Origin of the sequence: Allosphingosinicella sp. (assembly GCF_036403745.1) — a bacterium.
In the GTDB taxonomy this organism is placed as follows: Bacteria; Pseudomonadota; Alphaproteobacteria; order Sphingomonadales; family Sphingomonadaceae; genus Allosphingosinicella.
This window is the reverse complement of record NZ_DASWQI010000043.1, coordinates 92,022-109,442: the sequence shown is the minus strand read 5'-3', so window position 1 is coordinate 109,442 and position 17,421 is coordinate 92,022. Positions and strand designations below refer to the sequence as shown.

14 protein-coding genes are annotated in these 17,421 nt (G+C 64.1%); 6 read left to right on the top strand and 8 right to left on the bottom strand.

Going from position 1 to position 17,421, the window contains the following annotated elements; translation table 11 throughout:
* The first annotated feature begins 20 nt into the window (after window positions 1-20).
* Together VGC56_RS07195 and VGC56_RS07190 are read left to right on the top strand one after the other, a co-directional pair.
* Window positions 21-1,121 carry a TniB family NTP-binding protein gene (locus VGC56_RS07195; protein ID WP_464124205.1) on the top strand — a complete coding sequence of 367 codons (1,101 nt, stop codon included), beginning with the start codon at window positions 21-23 and terminating at the stop codon, window positions 1,119-1,121.
* On the top strand, window positions 1,114-3,123 hold the full coding sequence (locus tag VGC56_RS07190; protein ID WP_464124204.1) for a hypothetical protein: 2,010 nt from the start codon (window positions 1,114-1,116) through the stop codon (window positions 3,121-3,123). The genes VGC56_RS07195 and VGC56_RS07190 overlap by 8 nt, the downstream gene beginning before the upstream one ends.
* 195 nt (window positions 3,124-3,318) lie before the next feature.
* Here the strand turns inward: VGC56_RS07190 and VGC56_RS07185 are convergent, their stop codons facing one another.
* The 7 genes from VGC56_RS07185 to VGC56_RS07155 all read right to left on the bottom strand — a co-directional run bounded on the left by VGC56_RS07185 (window position 3,319) and on the right by VGC56_RS07155 (window position 12,014).
* Window positions 3,319-5,352: a GAP1-N1 domain-containing protein gene (locus VGC56_RS07185; protein WP_464124203.1), complete on the bottom strand. Its 2,034-nt coding sequence runs from the start codon at window positions 5,350-5,352 to the stop codon at window positions 3,319-3,321.
* Window positions 5,349-6,272 carry a TRAFAC clade GTPase domain-containing protein gene (locus tag VGC56_RS07180; RefSeq protein WP_464124202.1) on the bottom strand — a complete coding sequence of 308 codons (924 nt, stop codon included), beginning with the start codon at window positions 6,270-6,272 and terminating at the stop codon, window positions 5,349-5,351. Before VGC56_RS07180 ends, VGC56_RS07185 begins: the two co-directional genes overlap by 4 nt.
* Entirely contained in the window at window positions 6,265-7,278 is a 1,014-nt protein-coding gene (locus VGC56_RS07175; RefSeq protein ID WP_464124201.1) for a TRAFAC clade GTPase domain-containing protein, read from the bottom strand. Before VGC56_RS07175 ends, VGC56_RS07180 begins: the two co-directional genes overlap by 8 nt.
* A 6-nt stretch (window positions 7,279-7,284) precedes the next feature.
* Window positions 7,285-8,346 carry a GTPase-associated system all-helical protein GASH gene (locus VGC56_RS07170; RefSeq protein WP_464124372.1) on the bottom strand — a complete coding sequence of 354 codons (1,062 nt, stop codon included), beginning with the start codon at window positions 8,344-8,346 and terminating at the stop codon, window positions 7,285-7,287.
* Window positions 8,347-8,368: 22 nt separating this feature from the next.
* Window positions 8,369-9,691 carry a metallophosphoesterase gene (locus tag VGC56_RS07165; RefSeq protein ID WP_464124200.1) on the bottom strand — a complete coding sequence of 441 codons (1,323 nt, stop codon included), beginning with the start codon at window positions 9,689-9,691 and terminating at the stop codon, window positions 8,369-8,371.
* A 927-nt stretch (window positions 9,692-10,618) separates the two neighbouring features.
* Window positions 10,619-11,239, bottom strand: coding sequence for a hypothetical protein (locus VGC56_RS07160; RefSeq protein ID WP_464124199.1), 621 nt, complete (start codon window positions 11,237-11,239; stop codon window positions 10,619-10,621).
* Window positions 11,240-11,360: 121 nt separating this feature from the next.
* A complete protein-coding gene (locus VGC56_RS07155; RefSeq protein WP_464124198.1) occupies window positions 11,361-12,014 on the bottom strand; it encodes a S24 family peptidase in 654 nt (217 codons plus the stop codon).
* 81 nt (window positions 12,015-12,095) lie between these two features.
* Between VGC56_RS07155 and VGC56_RS07150 the strand changes: the two genes are divergently transcribed.
* Window positions 12,096-12,266, top strand: a complete 171-nt coding sequence (locus VGC56_RS07150; RefSeq protein ID WP_464124197.1) for a hypothetical protein — start codon at window positions 12,096-12,098, stop codon at window positions 12,264-12,266.
* 257 nt (window positions 12,267-12,523) lie between these two features.
* Here VGC56_RS07150 and VGC56_RS07145 read toward each other — a convergent pair whose 3' ends face one another.
* Entirely contained in the window at window positions 12,524-13,834 is a 1,311-nt protein-coding gene (locus VGC56_RS07145) for a hypothetical protein (protein ID WP_464124196.1), read from the bottom strand.
* Window positions 13,835-14,695: 861 nt separating this feature from the next.
* On the opposite strand from VGC56_RS07145, the gene VGC56_RS07140 reads away from it, so the two are divergent.
* From VGC56_RS07140 to VGC56_RS07130, 3 genes are read left to right on the top strand one after another with little or no spacing between them, the layout of a single operon-like run.
* The gene (locus tag VGC56_RS07140) at window positions 14,696-15,709 is read left to right on the top strand and encodes a catalase family protein (RefSeq protein ID WP_464124195.1); all 1,014 of its coding nucleotides are present in this window, start codon (window positions 14,696-14,698) and stop codon (window positions 15,707-15,709) included.
* Window positions 15,706-15,912 (top strand): hypothetical protein, encoded by a 207-nt coding sequence (locus VGC56_RS07135; RefSeq protein ID WP_464124194.1) that lies wholly within the window; start codon window positions 15,706-15,708, stop codon window positions 15,910-15,912. The genes VGC56_RS07140 and VGC56_RS07135 overlap by 4 nt, the downstream gene beginning before the upstream one ends.
* Complete coding sequence (locus tag VGC56_RS07130; protein WP_464124193.1) at window positions 15,906-17,363, top strand: c-type cytochrome; 1,458 nt, start codon at window positions 15,906-15,908, stop codon at window positions 17,361-17,363. The genes VGC56_RS07135 and VGC56_RS07130 overlap by 7 nt, the downstream gene beginning before the upstream one ends.
* Window positions 17,364-17,421: the final 58 nt, after the last annotated feature.

Here is a 17,421-nt window from a genome sequence, read left to right as displayed (position 1 = left end):
CTCCTCCACGGAGATTTCCCATGCCTTACCAAGAACCTGACCTGCTCGACGATCCGGACTTTGACCTGGAGTCGCTCCAGGAAGTCGTATCCACCCTCACCGGGAAGCCATTTGACCCGAAACAACTGACTGGACACCTGCTCGTGGCTTACCGTCGGCTGGTGGTGCGGAGTATCCGCAGTCCCTACGCTCCCCAGGAGGAGATGGACGAAACCTTCGAGGAGATGCGCGTCGCAGCTCCACTTCTGCGGATGGCGCGGATGCCGCAGCCCTGTGTGCGCATCCTCGCACCAAGCTACTCCGGCAAGAGCGTCGGCGCCCGAGACTTTGTGCGGCGCACGAAGGCGAAGCTCGGAGAGACGAGCACCTCGGTCGTGTACGTGAAGCTTGATAGCGAGGGGTCGGTGGGCTCGATAGCCGCCGACGTACTACGCGCACTCGGCGAGCCGCGGCCCGAAAGCCTCACGCCCGACAAGCGCTGGGCGCGCGCCCGACGGTGCCTTAAGGCCCACAAGGTTGACCTCCTGATCTTCGACGAGTTCCAGCGCGCCGGCCGCCGCGTCACCATTCACCCCATCATCGCGATGAAGATCCTCGATATCCTGGACGACTGCGACTGTGCCATCGCGTTCATCGGCAAACTCAAGGCTAAGGCGATCTTCAAGACCACCGAGGACCTTGGTAACCGCCTCGACACGCCCGTCAGCATCGGACGCCTGCGGTGGATCACGCACAGCAACGACTTCATGGAGTTCGCGGACGCGTTCGACCAGGCACTCGTGGACGCCGGAGTAATCAGCTCTAAGGCCGGTCTCGGTGATCCGATTATCGCCCAGCTGCTCCTCGAGTCCGCAAACGGGCTGATCGGTCAGTTCAGCCGCATCATCGAGACGGCTATCATCAACATCACCCGGGCAGGCCATGACAGCATCACACGCCAGGATCTCTCCGACGCGGTGCAGGATTGGGCGATCGGCAACGAGCGTATGGGCTACAACCCGTTCGAGGGCTCAGACCCGAACCATGAGAACCGTCCGGTCGAGGAGCAGGCCCAGGACGACCATGATCCCGACAGCGACAGCGACAACGCTGAGGTTGATGGGGAGGCGTCCCATGGCTGACTTCACTTTCATTTCCGGTGAGTCCTTCAACGGCGCCGTTGCCCGCTGGGCCGACGAAGTAGGCGATGTGGAGAGAATGATCGAGATCACGTCGCACGCCGGCGTGGTCTACAATCACCGCCAGGACGCCCCCTCAGCGTCACCCGAGCAAATCGAGGCGCTTGCGCTTGCGATGGGCGTGGACGCGCGCGAACTTCATGCGCGCGCCATGCCTCGGACGGCTCCGGACCCTATCAGCCGGTATGATCGCCATATGTTCAACGGCGTCGCAGTTCCAACCTTCCTCATCGAGAAGCGCGTGCGCCGCTATTCACCCTGCGGCCTCTCCAACTCGCTCGCTGATCCGGACATCGGCCGCGCCTATGACCGCGCTGCTTGGCACATCCGCGTCTTCCCCTATTGCAGTGAGACGTGGGAGACGCTCCTCGACAGATGTCCATACTGCGAGAAGCACCCGGGTTGGCGGCACACGCTCGGCATCGACCGCTGCGAACACTGCATGACGGACCTTAAGACCGCGCGGGGAGACATCATACCAGAGGAACTCCGTTCGTCACTTACTGCAGCCGTTGGCCTTTTGGACCACCTCCCTGAGCGTCGCGCCGCCTCTCTAGCCCTTCTGCCAGAACGCATCTCCCGCATGGGCCCAGCTCTCGCGCTCGACGTACTCGTTAACTTGCTGCCTGTGATAGACACTGCACTCCCGACCGATCCCGCGATCCTCTTCTTCAAGACGCGGCCCATGCAAATCTGCCACGCTGTCGCCGGTGCGTGGCAGATGATGGTTGGTTGGCCGGGCTCCCTGACAACATTTGCTTCCGATCACGTTGCGACGCGCACCGCCAAGCATAGCGACGGCAACGTAGGGCGAACGATCCGCTTCCTCACCCCCCGACGGAACGCCGGCACCTCACCTGAACTGGACGAGCTCATCGCCGAATGGAGAACCGAGGTTGATATTGATGGACCCAACGGTCCCGCCATCCTCGAGCGGACCCGCTGTATCACCGCCGCTTGCAACGTCACGGGGCTCGGCACGGCGGAAGTCTCGGACCTCCGCCGCCGCAAGGCGCTGCCGTCGGTGTTCGTGATCCACAAGGGCAGACCCGAACCCCGCTTCCCCGTCGAGGCGTTCGAAATCATCTCAGAGCTTCTCGCCGTCCGAATGCCAATCGACCGTGCCCGCTTGGCGGTTGGCGTCTCGTGCAACGGTATCGAGCAACTTGTTGCCATGCGGCTGCTCGAGCGAGAGGAACATCCTTACATCACGGCGCGATATGCAGCCATGCAGATCGTCGCCTCGTCCCTGGACGACCTCGTCGCTCGTTTAGCGGCGGAAGCATGCGGCGACCCCAAGGTTTGCAACCTCCCGCTCCATTCTGCGATGAAGGCCGTCGGTGGCCGCCTCAAGCCTTGGGGGCCCGCCTTCCGTGCGCTTATTGATAACTCACTGCACCTGGACGAGCGGCTCGACTTTGTCCTCGCTCCAGGTGTCGCGCCGCTCTCACGGCGCGTTCTCATTGCTAGGACTGATATCGAGCAGCTCCGAGCATTGACCTTCGACCCTGCCGACCCCGCCCACAAGCAGATCGTCTACGCAGACACCATGTCGAAATGCGATGCAGCCGAGGTCCTCAACGTAGGAAGCCACCAGTCTACGGCGCTTCTCGGTGCCATTACGACTAGGGCCGGAACTCGCGAGAAGCTCGTGCCCGTCCCGTACGTGCTGGATCTCGCCAAGACCCACATCTCGGCAGCGGAGATCGGCATGCGCCGCGGCATCCCACCCCACTCAGCTTGGCGCGAGGCCAAGGCTAAGAAGGTGCTCAACCTCGGACCGGGTGGGCTCTGCAGGAGCGACGCGGAGAAGAAGATCTTTTGTTCAGACTTAGCGTTCCTGAAGCAGCCTGACCGGCACCGCGCCGTGCCCCAGCTGAGCCAACCCTCCGCTCCTCTTAGAAGCCGACTTTTCCAACGGCATCGGCCGATTGCGGACCGGTAGGTTCCGGGCGGCCTGGCATGCGAAGCGGAAGTTCGTTTAGGAGGGTGGTGAGCCGCTAAATCCCAAAAGACGGCGTTAAGGCGGACCCTTGCACATCCCAATACAGGACCTTCGTTCATCGTTGTTCGCCGCAGCTATTCGAGGGATCAATGCTAAAAGAGCGGAGTGCCCGTAGCCGGTCATCGGATGGACGACCTACCCGATCTTGCTCTCGATTAGTTTCGACCGCTCACGCCACCAAGACTCGTCGCCGTCGCGCAGCGCCTTGCGGACTCGGCCGAGATACCTCTTACCCCTCGAAGTGTCGGCGGCGAGCTTAACGAACGTCCACCAAAGGTTGCCGTCATCGACTACCGTGCCGAACTCGATCGGCGGAAGGTCACGGTCGATGAAGTCGTTGACCACCGCGTGCCTGAGCTTCTCGCACGGGTCCCACTCGCGAAACAGCGAGCCCCACGGAAGGCGCCGGCTGGCGATCGCCCATGCGTCGCTGGAGAGGCGCGAGGCGGCCATCGCCTCATGCAGGCGCTGCACGGAGAGGAAGAACAGGCGGCCCGGCGATTTCGATTGGCGCCCCCTGGCACGGTTGAACAGGAAGGCCGCGAGCAGGTCCTCTCCATGCACGTCCCCGGATGTCCGAGTCTGCTCGACGGCGATCACCCACGGATCCCTGGCGGCGTTGTTCGGCACTCCGTCAGGATCGACTATCGCCGCCAGCGCGATGAGCAACGGCCGATGCGACAGGGCTCCGGAGACCATGCACTCGGCCAGGCCGTCGGTCTTCCAAGCGATGCTGCGCAGCCAGGGCAGCTTCATGCGGATCCCAGCGGCGTCCAGCCCCGAAAACGCCGTCACCACGGGTTCGACGCCGAACCGATCGACGGCGAGGGTCGAGCAATCGTTGCGGCCGGCTTCAACGAGAGCGGCCACGATCGGGATCACCTGATCCGCTTTGAGATTCAGCGAACCAATCAGTCGCGGCGCGTCGATCGATGGGATGCCCCAGAAGGAGGCTCGCGCGAGGATGTCGGGCCGTGCCGACAGCAACCTAGCCGCCGCTTCGGGAACGTTCCCGACGACCGTTTCCAGTTCGCCTGCTTCCGCGAGCGGAAGCGCGGCGTCCACGGCGCGTAGGAGAGGATCGTTGTCGGCAATCGCGACGCCGAGGAGGTCCGGCCGCCAGCGGAGCAGCGCCCCACCGACGAGCGCGGGATCCACGCCGAGGAGGTCCCTGTTGGACTGAATCTGGTCGAGCGCGAATTCGAAGAGACTGCTGTCTCCGAGGTCCGGTCGCGAGAGGACCGTCCTCGCCGCCGCCGCACGTCCCATCCTGCCCTGACTAGGCCCGAGCCGCTCCAACTCGTGGATCGCCTCCGCGATGCGCATCGGGCTCGCCGACGGTTCGACTGCGGCGAACAGCTGTGTCAGCGGCGCCATGGCGGTTCGGCCGTTGCTGACGTCGGCGCCGACGTCCCGCAGGAATTTGCGGAGCCCCGATCCGGCAGGCTGGGCCAGATCGCGGAGTAGGATGTCCATCCACTCGCCACCCTCGACGGACGATGCGAGTATGCCGTCCGGAATCCTCGACCGGCTCGATCGTCCGCCATCGACCAACTGGAGGTCGAATACGTCCGCGGACGTTGAGCGGTCGTCCGCCGAGAAGGTGCAGTAGCGGAAGGCGCGCCGGAGCCGCGGCCACTGTTGCATCCAGATCGCGAGCACCAGCTCGTCGTCCGCGCGACCTTCCCGTTCGGCGATGATCCTGCTCTTGGGCCTTCCGTAGAGGGCGCCAATCCATTGACCGACGCGTTGCAGATCCCGGCCCGTCACGGCGGCCGGAGTCCGCGCGACATCGATCTCAATCGTGCGGCCGAACTCGGACGGAGACCTGCTCGCCGGGCGCACGAAGCGCTCCGCGAACTCGCTCCCGGAGGTGAGCCGCGCAAGGTCGGAGAAGTCCACCAGCAGGGAATGTGTCCAGACGCAGCCTGGACGGCTCATCTCCGGCGCGGCCCACGTGCGTGCGATCACGTATTTTCCGGTTTCCGACAGGGGATATCCCGTTAGATACCCCTCCGTGGGAATTCCGCCGCCGCTCCCAGAGGCGTCGCTGAGGACAAGCATCGTGCGGGCGTCGGCCTGCGGCAGCTTGACCGACCCTTCGATGATGCGATGGCCTTCGCTGTAACCATGAAGCGTCTGCTCGACCTTGATGCGGTCGCGGGTCAATCCATCAGCCATAGCAGTGGCTCTGTGAGGTCCTTGGATTCCTGGTTGCCGAACACGAGGCGGATCCGGTCGGCGGGCACGTCCACGTCCCGCAGCCTATCCGCATCCCGGCCCTTCTTGAGTTTGGCCTTGGGCTTGGCTTCTGCTTCCTCGTCGTCGCGCCTCTCGGCGTTCTCCTCGTTACCGTCGTATTCGCCGCCCTGCGCGCTGACACCGTACACGCGGCTCGTCCAACCGTCCCGGCCCGCCTCGAGATATTGGGCGAGCAGCGGCAGCTTCGAGATCAGGAAGGCGTGGGGCGTTAGGCCTTCGCCCTCGGCCTTGTCCCAGGCGCTGATCATGACGGCGATCTTGCGGCCCGCGCCGCCGACCGGCGCATGGGATATCATCTGGAGGAGGTCCACCAGTTGTACTTGCGTGGGCGCAAACCGCGGCTCCCAGTCCCGCGGTAGCAGATCGGCCTTCTGGCGGCCCGTGGCGCGCCGCTGCGCCGACCGCTCCGTGACCCAGTCCGGCGCCTTCACCTGGTCACCGTTGAGGAGCAGCACGATGTTCCCGCTCGCGAGGCTCTCGCCTAGAACGCGACCGAGCGCCCGATCCTCCCACATGGACCGGAAGTCCTCGCCCGGCGCGTCGGGCATCTCGATCTGAACGACCGCGCCGGCGTCGTTCTGGAGGTTCATCCTGACGGCGGTGATCCCCGTCGTCCGGGTCCGCCTTTGCTCCGTCGCGCGACGCCAAACCTTGAGGATCTTGCGCAGGTATGTCTGGTCATTGCTGCCGATCGAATGGAACCGCAGCGCCTTCGCGACGCGGGCCTCGTTCACGAGTTCCCACAAGGCCGCCAGGAATGTTGTCTTGCCCGACCCTGGCAGCCCGATGATGGAGATCGACACGTCCAGTCGGGAGTCGTCAGTCAATGTCGGTCTCCCGGATCACGAAACGGTCGATGACGCGTCGGCTGCTAAATTCGACCCGGTCCCCCTTCGGAGCGGCATTCGGCTTGAGCCAGAACTCCAGCAGCTCGGCCAGTCCCGCTCCGCGCGCGACGTTCATGTCTTTGGGTGACGCCGAGGTGACGAACGGTTTCATCTCGCCGAACCTATCTGCGAACTCGGTCCGGATGCGCTGGACGACCGCCTCGAAGTCCTGCTGGACGCGATCCTTGCGTGGGGAGGCCTGAACCCAGTCGTTCTTGGTAAGAACGATTGCCAGGTTGGGTCTGCGCGCGAACGCCTCGTTCTCGACCATGCCCTGGATAATCAGCGGTATCGCTCCGATCGCGTCGGCGCGCTCGGCAGGCAGCGATAGACGGCGTCCGTCCACGAGGACGGTGATGACGTCGGCGCGTCGGAGCTCGAACATCGCGGAGGCGTTCGCCGTTAGGTCTGCGACCTCCTCGTACTCCTCGCCGGAGCGGTCCGCGATGAGGAGGGTCTGCAAGCCGCTCCGGTCGCGAACGTCGAGATGGTAGAACCTGACCTCGCCGCGCTTCGTCCTCTCCGAATGCGCCTCGTCCCGCTGCGACGCGACACGCACGTCGTGGCAGATCATCTCGAGGCCGTGAAGCGTGGACGATCCCGCGAACTTCACGTCGGCGACCGGCCCCATCTGGAACAGGTCGAACAGGCCGGAGATGATGCTGGTCTTCCCGGAATTGTAGACGCCGACGATGCCGATCATCCGCGACGGCAGGGCGGCCAGCACCCGGTTGGCGCGGCCGCTCCTCAGCGCGAGCGCGTCGAGAAGCTCGATCCCATCGAAGGCCGGCTGGCTGTCCTGGGCGTCGTGGTCCTGCTCTTCCTCCGCGTCTGGCTCGCGACCGTAGAAGGGACACTGGTTCAGCTCGTCGTAGCCCTCGACGCACTTGCCGTCCTCGACCACGCGGCATTGCCGGTTTGCGCAGGTCAGCTCGGTATCGGCCATCTCGGATCAGCGAAGCCAGAGGGTTTCGCGGTAGAAGAGCTCCGCGAGGGTGCGCGGCGGTAGCGCGGTCGCGACCCCCAGGCCGCTGACCGCAGCCCAGCCGGCCTGCCAGCCGTCACCGGCTCCGGTCTCCTGCCTGCGGGAGAGCGCGTAGTGGATCGGAGAGGTGGCCGGCGAGGGGGTGCGGTCCTTCAGGGTGGCGGCGGTCCAGTCGTCCGTGACGGCGTTCACCGCGTCGGCGATGCCGAGATCGCCACCGGCCTCAACGCCCGCGCGGGCCAGCAGGGCCGGTATCGAATTCGGGCCGGGGTAGATTGTGGTCAGCGACGCCAGGTCACGGGCGAACTCGAGCGGTTTGCGCTCCGCCGAAACGTTCTCGAACGCCTCCTTCGATCCGAGAGTGTGGCCGCCGAACACCCAGGCGAGCAGATCCAGCTCCTCGTCGGCCTTCTTGTTGGCGTCCAAGAGCTTCTCGACCGAATCGTTGAAGCTGCCGGCCAATTGCGCCAGCGCCTCGTCAACGATCTCACGGAACTGCTCGAACACACCGCTGAAGCTGGTTGGCTGGTTTGCGGCGGCTTCCGCGAAGTCCGGCTCGAAGGTGAACTCCGGCGCCTCGATTTTGATCTTGCTGAGGTCGGCCCGCATCCGCCGCGCCGCCGCTAGACGCGACAGCGTGTTCTCTGCTGAGGTGACAAGATCAATCGGGAGCGGCGCATTGCGCGCTCCGCCGCACGCTGTGGTCGTCACGGCCAGCGCGGGCAACGAGCGCACTTCCATGAACTTCAGCAGCGCTCCGGCGGCGAGGATTTCGTCCTGCCGCGCGCCGTGCTCGATGGACGGGTCGGCATCCGACAGGGCGGTATGGAAGGCGGTCAGCGCGCGCCCGAGTTCGGCGTCCTGATGCCCTCCGGCGGGCGGCTTCGTCCTGAAGGCGAGACGTGCGAGCACCTCGACTTTGTGCTTGGAACTGCCCTCCGCGAACGCCTCAATCCCAGCCCAGCGAAGTTCGCGCTCCGCGCCGTCAGTCGAGATCTCGGCGTACAGTTTCGGAAAGTCCGGATGCATGGTCACTCTCGCTTCCTGATTCTCATTCGCGCTCCTCGACCAGCTGCTCCAGCCGGTCGAGGAGATCGCGTTCCTTAGCGCGGATGAGCGCGATGCCGTAGCGCTGCGGCTCCGGCAAATCCCTGATCTCGTCCTTGTCGATCAGACCGAGCTCGAGCGCGATCTCGCGGCGATCGCTTCCATCAAGATCCCAGAAGCGGTCGACAAGATGCCTGGTCCTCCGGTCGCCCATCGATGCCTCCGCGTCTGTGTCGGCCGCGGCCGTGCTTTCGGTAGCCGTGTCACCGATCGCCATTGATTCCGTCACGACTGCCTCCACGACCCTGCCGCCCGCTCCCCCGCCGACATGATCCGCCTCGGCGGGGAACGGGATCGAGTGCGCGAAGAAATCCTTTTCGTCGTCTGTCTTGATCGGTTGAAAGCCTTCGGGCTGCGGCTGGAACTTGTAGAGGTGGCTCCGGACTTCGATCCGTCGCTGCGCGCCTACGCCTGCTACTTCGATCTCGATGATGTTGTAGCCCGGTTCGAACTGCCGCTCGGATTGGGACGGGTTCACGGCGCCGGCTCCCCAGCGGACGTAGGTCTTGCCTTCCAAGATCCGCTGGCGGTGCTTGTGGCCGAACACTTGGAACATCGCGCGCGCGTTGAGCATGTCCTCGACGTCGTCACCGTCCATCAGCCAGTCGAATGGATGGTGGCAGATCGTGAGGTTGACCACGTTCGGCACCGGATCGAGCGTGGTCTGAAGGGGGCTGAGGTAAAGCTTGCCCCGGGGATCGTTGTTGCCGTTGCGGCCCGAGAGCAGCGTCGACGTCAGGCCATGGATGCGGACCATCACCCCCGCGCCGAGTTCGCGCTCCTGCTTCCAGTAGAGATGCCCGGGATAGACCTGGCAGTTCATGTGCTTGGCGAACTCGTTGTAGGCGGCATGGCCGTGGAAGAGCGCCTGGGCGGTGTCGTTATGGCCGAGCTGCTTCTGGAGCATCCACAGACGCTCGTCATCCGGCGCTTGGAACACCATGGCGTGCGCATTCATCGTCGGCGCTTCCTCGCACGCCTTGCGGTTGACGTCGTGATTGCCGGGCACCACCCAGATGCTGGCGCTGTCGCAGCGGCAGCTCGTGGCCAGATCCAGCAGCCATTCCCGGGCCACCTCGAACTCCCGCGGATCTCCCTTGTAGGCGATGTCGCCGCCGACCATGATGGCGTCGATGGGGCCGAGCGCCGCGACGCGCTTGACCAAGTCTCGCTCGAGCCGCGTCCGATAAGGCCGGTCGCTGTCGCTGTCCGGATCGAGGCACTGCGGCGCGTTGAAGTGGATGTCCGAGAGATGGAGTATCCGCATTTTAGTCTCTGTACCCCGTCGAATTTCCTGCGTTTTGACCCGTTCGATCGGGACGCGACCGATCTTAGGGCGAGAACCGCGTTATGTGTTACGTTATAGGTTCGACGTCCGGTTTCCGCCAGCTACAGGGCCATTCGCATCCAGATAGCCATCGCTGCACGGGACATCCAATATTAGAGTGGAAACCAAATCGACCTTTTTCGGCCCAAAGATATCGCTGTCGGACCAAAGGGCCGGCGCCAGTTCCTGAAGCGGTTCACCCGCGCGCGCCCACTGGCCATATGACGGCATTGGCAGGTCGTCCCCGTCCCGGGGTTAATCATGGGCTCCAGCGCAAACCCGGTGGAATCGCAGCCGGTGCAGCGCAGATATGCCCGGCCTCCCTCAGCCGTTCTTCTAAGCCGCCCGGAGAAGCGCCGCCACAGCGCGTGCGACTAGCGGACGACCGCGCGGCCGGACGCCCCGTACGGATGTTGGATTTGTTGGCGGCGCTCTTGACCAACGTGTTTTTTATGCGAACCACTATCCGTGTCCGAGCGCGGCAACTCGTGTCTGCCGGTAGCGCCTGGACTGCCAACCAAGGATTGTGGACAAACGTCCGCGAACGTTCCGTCAGCGCCGAAGAACCGACAGTCCGTTCTAGACCCATCGTGCCGATCGACGCGGCCCGAACGAACGATGGCTTTCGGGATACAGCGCCGGGCGGACGAGTGTCACTTGGTCTGGTGACGGCCTGCCCGTTTCACCGTGCAGACACGTCGCCACCGACATCCCTGGCTAATAGCATTACAAAATTCTCCAGCTGCAACGCGTAGTGGCACGCGTCGGAGCTGGCAGAAACACCGGTTATGACGATCTCCGCACTGCGGCAGCGCGAGTTAGTGCAGGAAACTCCGCTCCGCATGAGGCGGAGCGGAGTTTGCCTCTTCAGAGCGTGACCACGTTCTCCAGCTGGAATACGTAGGGGGACGCGTTCGGGCCAGCACCACCACCGGTCATTACGATGTCTGCGCTCGCGATCCCCGTGAGGTCGAACTTGGTGTTCAACTGGTCAACGACGGCCGAGTCCATCACTTCGCCCTCTACGATCTGGGACACCGCACCGATCCAGAGTTTCGGAAGAAACTTGAACGAAGCCTTGTCCGCAGGGACGATGCTGCTCTTCTGGGCCAGCGGCTTGCCGGCCTTGAAGATCACTGCATCGATAGATCCCGCCGAGAGGTTGTTGCAGACATCCACCTCGTCCGGGTATCCAGCCTTGCCGGACAGTTCGAGCGTATCACCTGACGCCGTGGTGCTGAGGGAGAAGGCCTGCCCCGGCTGCGCGTTCAAGGGCTCCTGGTAATTGCCCCAGCTATCGCGGGTCGTGACCTGCATGGTCATCGGATAGGTGAAAGGGTGGCGCGCGTTCATCCCGCACCGCTCGATCACCAGCCACGCCAGCGGAAGCTCGCTATAGCCGGTGGACTCAGCCTTCTGGAACAGCACGATCTTCGTGTTGTCACGCTCGTTGGAGCGGTTGATAAAGTTCAGTTTGATGTCGGCCATGATGGTCACTCCTTGGTTGCTGCCCGTTGATTCGGGGAACACAAAGAGAACTACAGCCACGAGCGCCTCGGAAATCCTATAAAACGACCTCGCACGTTATTTTATAGGATATTTCCTAGAGCTACGAGACCTTTCGAGCGGTCCACACCACCCGTCCGACGATTGCAAGTTCGGAAAGGTCGCAGTCGGGCCAGAGCGGATAAGCCGGGTTATCGCTCTTCACGGTAGCGCGGCGAGTAGCCGGGTTGATCGCCAGGCGTTTGACGACGAGTGCATCGTCGTTGCGCAGGACGTAGATCCCGTCGCGCAAGCGGCCCGCGCTGTCCGAGATGTTGACCATAATTTCGTCGCCATCGAAGAGAGTGGGCGACATCGAGTCGCCCTCAACTTCAATGATCGACAGATCTTCAGGCCTCGCTCCACAAAGACGCCGTAGCCATCGCCGATCAAAGGAGACGGAGGAGATCAGCCGCTCACCATCACCGACGGATCCGGGCCCTGCAGAGGCGCTAAGGTCAAGCCGCGCAATACGACACATATCGGGAGACGGCTCGTCCGAATGGTCGGGATCGGCGCCGAAGGTTCGTTCGTCCACCCCGAAATAGCGGGCAAGGATCCGACGATCCTTCTCGCTAAGGCGCTTGGGCGAACCGCGCTTGATGAACTGCTGTATGTAGGCCGGGTTGCGACCAATCAGCCGGGAGAGGCCGGCGTAGTCCTCCCTCCGTTCTGTGATCAGGCGATCAAGCGCTGCCCTCTGGTCGACCTCAGCCATGGGGTCCAATAGCACGTCTGTTATCCTAGACAAATAGGAAAACCTCTGCGAGATTAGGAAAAATACGATTCGCAGGTCACTATGCTGATTGAGATCATCGAACGCCACATGCGTGCCAAACGAATGGCTCCAAGCCGCTTTGGAACTGAAGCCGTCGGCGATCCTCAGTTCGTCTTTCAGTTGCGAGAGGGGAGGGAGCCGCGAAATGCGACGGTGGAGCGCGTGATCGCCTATATTGAGAGCCACCCGTGAGGGGTGCATTCCAAGCCGAAGCTTCAGCTGGAGCTCGAATATCCCGAAGGTCGCTGCGGGCCTCCGCCAGCATCGATCTACAGCCGGCCGTAGCGGTCTGTTCGGCCACACGATATCCGTGTGCGCATGTGGAGATCATGGCTTAAGCACGCCTTGTCCCGCCCGATGAGTTCGACCAAAGCGCCGCGCTCGCGTGGTGGGATGAAGCGTGGTTCGACCTGTTGCCGCCGTCGGCGCGGGCCCCGCGTCTGTGCTGCTCAATCCTTGCAGACGTTGAAGAGGAAACAATCATCCTCATTGCCGTGGAAGCAGGCATCGAAGCAGATGCCGCGCACGAGTATCCGATAGGGGCCGCCCGGCGCCCCGCGCAGCCGCAGCACGAACTGGCGCGTCGTACAGGTGCAGGGCGCGAGATCGTCGAAGCAGTAGGGCCCCATCGGCGTGAGCGCGATCGAGGGGCTGCCGTCCGGCAGGTTCGGCACCGGCGCTCCGTTCGCCTGGACCACCACCAGCTGGTGGACGACGAGCTTCGAAAGCGTGAGGTTGCGGTAAGGATTGCAGACGACGAGGCTCAGCACCTCGGTGTCGTCGCCTTCGATGCAATCGCACTCGCTGTCGCCCCAGCGTATTGAGGTCCAGGGCGCAACGTGCGGCAGATCGACGGCCCGGCAGGGTGGCTGGTCGATCGGCTGGGTCTGATTGCAAGGCCGCAGCGCGTTGAGTTTTGGGGTTCCGGCCAGTTGCGCGTCGACCGCCGCGGCCAACTCGCGGCACGTGTCGCCGCAATCCGCTGCGATGCGGGTGAAGGTGGGGAGCCCGAGGAAGCCGGTGCCGTTGAGGATGAGAGGACCGCTCGTCGTCTGAGCGATGGCATTGAACTGGACCGCGGTAGCGTTGTTGGGGTCACCGATGACGAGCAGCCCGTTCTGCGCCATCTTGGTGCCGTAGATCCGTCCGTTCGGCGCCAGCTGCAGCGCCCCGACGCGATAATTGCTCGGGGTCGGCGACGTCGGCGTCCAGGACCCAATTGGAGTCGTGCTTGAAAACGCGGTCGCTGGGGCGCCGCTGGCCGGGATCGTGTGCCGCCGCACGTAGCCCGCGTCGAAACTGCTGAAATAGATATACTTGCCATTGGGCGAGAATTCGATGCCGTACGGCCCGTTGCCTACCGGGAACGTGTCGACCTTCGAATGCACGCTTATGGCGCCCGTCGCCCGGTCGAAGTTGAACAGGTCGATGCTCTTTGGGTACGAGGTGACCGCCAACAGTGTACCGTCCGGTGAGAACTTGATGCAGTAGCCGTGCCACGCGGTGTAGGAGAAGGTCGAGGCAATGGTGTGACCTGGGTCGGGAAGCGGCCCCGCGTCCGAATCAATGAGCATGGAGTAGAAGGTGCCAGGGCCCGTCAATCCGCCCGTCGGCGTCTGGCCGATGTTCAGGGATACGACCCAGTATTTGTTACAATCCTTGTGCGATGTCGCGGCGAGCTTCTCGGCGGCGCGCTGGGGCCCGAACGTCGTGAGGCTGGTCGGCCCGGAGGCAATTGAGACGCCCCCGGCAACCGCCACAGTGGTATGCGTCAGGGGACCGGGATTGGGGGGCGTGCTATCCCAGTCCCTCGTTGTCAGGATGTGGAAGAGAGTCCCGGTACCCGCCGGAGGCACGATAATCGCCGAGTGCGCCGAGGAGCTCGTTCCGCCGAGTCCGGGGCCCGGATTGATGACCGTGTTCGCAGCGTCGTACAGCCTTGTCCCATCGGTGTAGAAGACAAGATTTCCGCTGGAGTCCGACCAGGTCGCGCACCCCTCACTCGAATTGAATGCATGAGGCGGGGCCGTAGTGACTGGCTCTCCGCCACCAGGGAAGCTGATGTGCGCGCCGTTTCCGAACGTCCAATGCCAGTCGTGCCTTGCCATCATCAATCCCCCTGTGCTGGGCACGCTACAACGCAACGCCACTGCGGGATCGGGGCAACGTTCGGGCCGCCGGGAACTCGTCCCGATTACTTAGACCCCGGCGGAAAATATCAAGAGTCCGGATGGAGCCGTTTCGGACCAACTTATGCGACAGAAATCAATCGGTGTGAGGACTAACCTTACTGACCGGGCGCACTCTGCAACGGTGAGCAACAATGAATCCCAGCCTGCGGAGACCGGAGCTGGCCGGCTGCAGACTGGGCGCTTCTGGGAAGTTGATCGCGATGCGGACGTTCCTTCAGCGGGCAGCCGAGCCGGCTGAGACTCAACGCCGACGCTTGGGCCGGTCTAAGTGCTTCCTGGAAACGGACGTTCGTTCACGGTCGTTGCAGCTATATCAGCGCCCGCTCTCAAAGACGTGGATGACGGGACTTGAGAAAGATGGTTCGAGGTTTTCAAATCTGCCATGTAAGTGCATAATCCGATCGCAGTCGAGTCGCCAGGGGAGGTGTGATGTTGGACGGCGACGAAAGGCAGATCGCCGAACTTGTCGAGATCAACCTCGCGTCTCTTCCCCGTCAGCCCTTGCCTGTTCGCCGTTGCCAGCATCCCAAGCATCATGGATGTGTATCGGCAGTCTTCCGGGTTCGCGACGGTCTTCCACCTCAGCTTCGGACCGGCGTGTTCGCCGAGCCCCGCAGCTTCGACGCGCTGGTGCGGTTCTCCAACGGCCGCGCATTCGACGATCGGGTCGCCGACGCCCACGGCATGGCGATCAAGCTTCTAGGCGTGACAGGTCGAGGCGAGATTGGAGGTCATCAGGTCCCGCGGGTCCAAGACTTCGTCCTGGTGGATAGCGAGACCTTCTTTACCGGCGAACCGAAAGACTATGCCCGTGTGAACCACGCGATTCTGGGGACCGGGTGGTCCCGGATATGCGCATGGGCGGGACTCGTCGTCAGGCCTTGGCTGTTGCTCAGGCTGCGCCGCTTCGTATCAAGCCAGCCGAGGTCTCCGCTCGAGCAAGCCTATTACAGCACCGTGCCCTTCAGGCTCGGCGCGGCCGTAGTGAAGTATGCCGTCCTACCGCGCGAAGTTGGTGAGGCGCCGGCGCTCAGCGGCATCGACGGCTTGGCGGAGGCTTTGCGCTCACGGTTGGCGCGGGGTGAAGTCACGTTCGACTTCTTGATCGACATCCAGACCGACGATAAGCGCCAACCCGTCGACGATCCCAGCGTGAGCTGGTCGAGATCCGGGGCGGAGCGGGTGCCGGTCGCGGAGCTGACGCTGTCACGACAGCGGGTGGACCCGACGGCGCCGCTCGCCGAAAACCTCCAGTTCTCGCCCTGGCACTGCCTACCGGAGCACAAGCCGCTCGGCTACATCAATCGCGCGCGCCTGCCGGTGTACCGCACCCTGGGGGAGGCAAGGCACGCCGCTAACGGCGTGACGCCCCTAGACAGCGCTGGCGCGCCGGATACCTTCTCATTGCCCCTGCCAGGGTCGCCGGGAGCGCGCACGGCGTGACGGAGCAGGCGGCGCCCTTGCCGGCCCCGCGCCGGGGGGTCGGATGGACGGGGCTCACCCTGCTCGCCCTCCTGTTCGTGTTCATCGCCGCCAACGAGTACAATTGGCTGATCACGCCCTGGTGGCAGAAGACGATCAGGTGGTGCGGCTCCTTCGGCATCTCCGACATGCTGGACGAACTGAGGAGCTGGCAGCCATGGTGACGCCCGAGCGGACCGACGGCGCGGCGCGCGATCCGACGGCACCGCTCGCGAGGCGATCGCGCGGGATGCCGTTGCCGGTGCTCGGCATCACGCTGGCCATCCTCGCGACGTGTGTGTGGCTCGAATTTCAGCGCCTGACGATCAAACCGTTTCCGCCACGCACCTTCGCGGGGCCCGCCGAGGACTTCAAGTACGGCTCCATCGGTGCCGAAACCAACGGCTATCCCTACGTGGTGTGGCGCGAACTGCCGACGATCTTCCGCGCCGAAATGCCCGGCGGCTGGCGCCACTTCGGCTTCCTCTACGAGCAGGGGCACGATCTTCCGATCGGCATCAGCGTGCGGAGGACCGCGGTCGACCGCGTCGGCTTCAACTGCGCGACCTGCCACGCCGCGGCGATCGAAGTGGACGGCAAGGAGAGACTGGTGCTCGGCGCGCCGGCGGCCCAGCTCGACATCCAGGCGTATCTCCGCTTCCTAGCACGCGCGAGCCGGGATCCGAGACTCACGGCGGACACAGTGATCAACAGCGCCGCCAGGAATGGGCGACCGCTTGGCTGGGTCGAGCGGCAGGCGCTGCGGCTGGTGATCATGCCACGGCTCAGAGAGGCGTCGCCGGGTCTGGCGGCGAGCCTCGCATGGATGGACGTCAAGGCGACGCATGGCCCAGGACGGACGGACGCCGGCAACGCGTGGCGGGAGCGGTGGGGCCTGCGTCCGGGTGGCGACGCTAGGGTCGGAACTGTCGACTTCCCCTCCGTTTGGAACCAGCGCGCCCGTCTCCAAGGGTGGTTCCACTGGGACGGCGACAACAACTCGCTGGACGAACGCAACTACTCGGCCGCGCTGGCTGGAGGCGCCACGGAATGGCTGCTCGACCGTCGCAAGATCGGCAAGGTATCCGCGTGGCTTCTCGACCTGAAGCCGCCGCGTTTCCCGAGGGCGCTCGACGCGGAGGCGGTCTCCGCTGGTCGGGAGGTGTTCGCGCGGAGCGGATGCGCCGCGTGCCACCAGCCCGGCGTCGGCCGCACGGGTCAGGTGACCGACATCGAGCTCGTCGGCACTGATCCCCAGCGCGCCGCCCTGTTCGACGACAACATGGTCCGCCGGTTCCGCGACGTCGGCAAGGCTTACACCTGGCGCTTCAGCCATTACCGTTCGACCCACGGCTACGCCAACATGCCGCTGGACGGCGTCTGGGCTCGCTCGCCGTATCTCCACAACGGGTCGGTGCCGAACCTGATGGCGCTCCTGGTCCGCCCGGCCGAGCGTCCGGCGCACTTCTACCGCGGCTGCCGGACTTACGACTTCGTGCGGGTGGGCTACGCCTGCAGCAGCGGCTTCCTTTTCGACACGCGGCTGACCGGTAACGGCAACGCCGGGCACGCATACGGGACCGACCTCCCGCCCGACCAGAAGCGGGCGTTAATCGCCTACCTGGAAAGCCTCTGACCGTGAAGCGTGAGCGATCCACCCTGAGCGTGCTGGGAGCGGAACACTATGAGGCTTG

What these genes read in the sequence shown, in the direction of transcription:
- VGC56_RS07195 (WP_464124205.1), top strand. Translation starts at nt 21, where the DNA reads ATGCCTTACCAAGAACCTGACCTGCTCGACGATCCGGACTTTGACCTG.
- VGC56_RS07175 (WP_464124201.1), bottom strand. Translation starts at nt 7,278, where the DNA reads ATGGCCGATACCGAGCTGACCTGCGCAAACCGGCAATGCCGCGTGGTC.
- VGC56_RS07190 (WP_464124204.1), top strand. Translation starts at nt 1,114, where the DNA reads ATGGCTGACTTCACTTTCATTTCCGGTGAGTCCTTCAACGGCGCCGTT.
- VGC56_RS07165 (WP_464124200.1), bottom strand. Translation starts at nt 9,691, where the DNA reads ATGCGGATACTCCATCTCTCGGACATCCACTTCAACGCGCCGCAGTGC.
- VGC56_RS07150 (WP_464124197.1), top strand. Translation starts at nt 12,096, where the DNA reads ATGCTGATTGAGATCATCGAACGCCACATGCGTGCCAAACGAATGGCT.
- VGC56_RS07155 (WP_464124198.1), bottom strand. Translation starts at nt 12,014, where the DNA reads ATGGCTGAGGTCGACCAGAGGGCAGCGCTTGATCGCCTGATCACAGAA.
- VGC56_RS07160 (WP_464124199.1), bottom strand. Translation starts at nt 11,239, where the DNA reads ATGGCCGACATCAAACTGAACTTTATCAACCGCTCCAACGAGCGTGAC.
- VGC56_RS07130 (WP_464124193.1), top strand. Translation starts at nt 15,906, where the DNA reads ATGGTGACGCCCGAGCGGACCGACGGCGCGGCGCGCGATCCGACGGCA.
- VGC56_RS07140 (WP_464124195.1), top strand. Translation starts at nt 14,696, where the DNA reads ATGTTGGACGGCGACGAAAGGCAGATCGCCGAACTTGTCGAGATCAAC.
- VGC56_RS07170 (WP_464124372.1), bottom strand. Translation starts at nt 8,346, where the DNA reads ATGCATCCGGACTTTCCGAAACTGTACGCCGAGATCTCGACTGACGGC.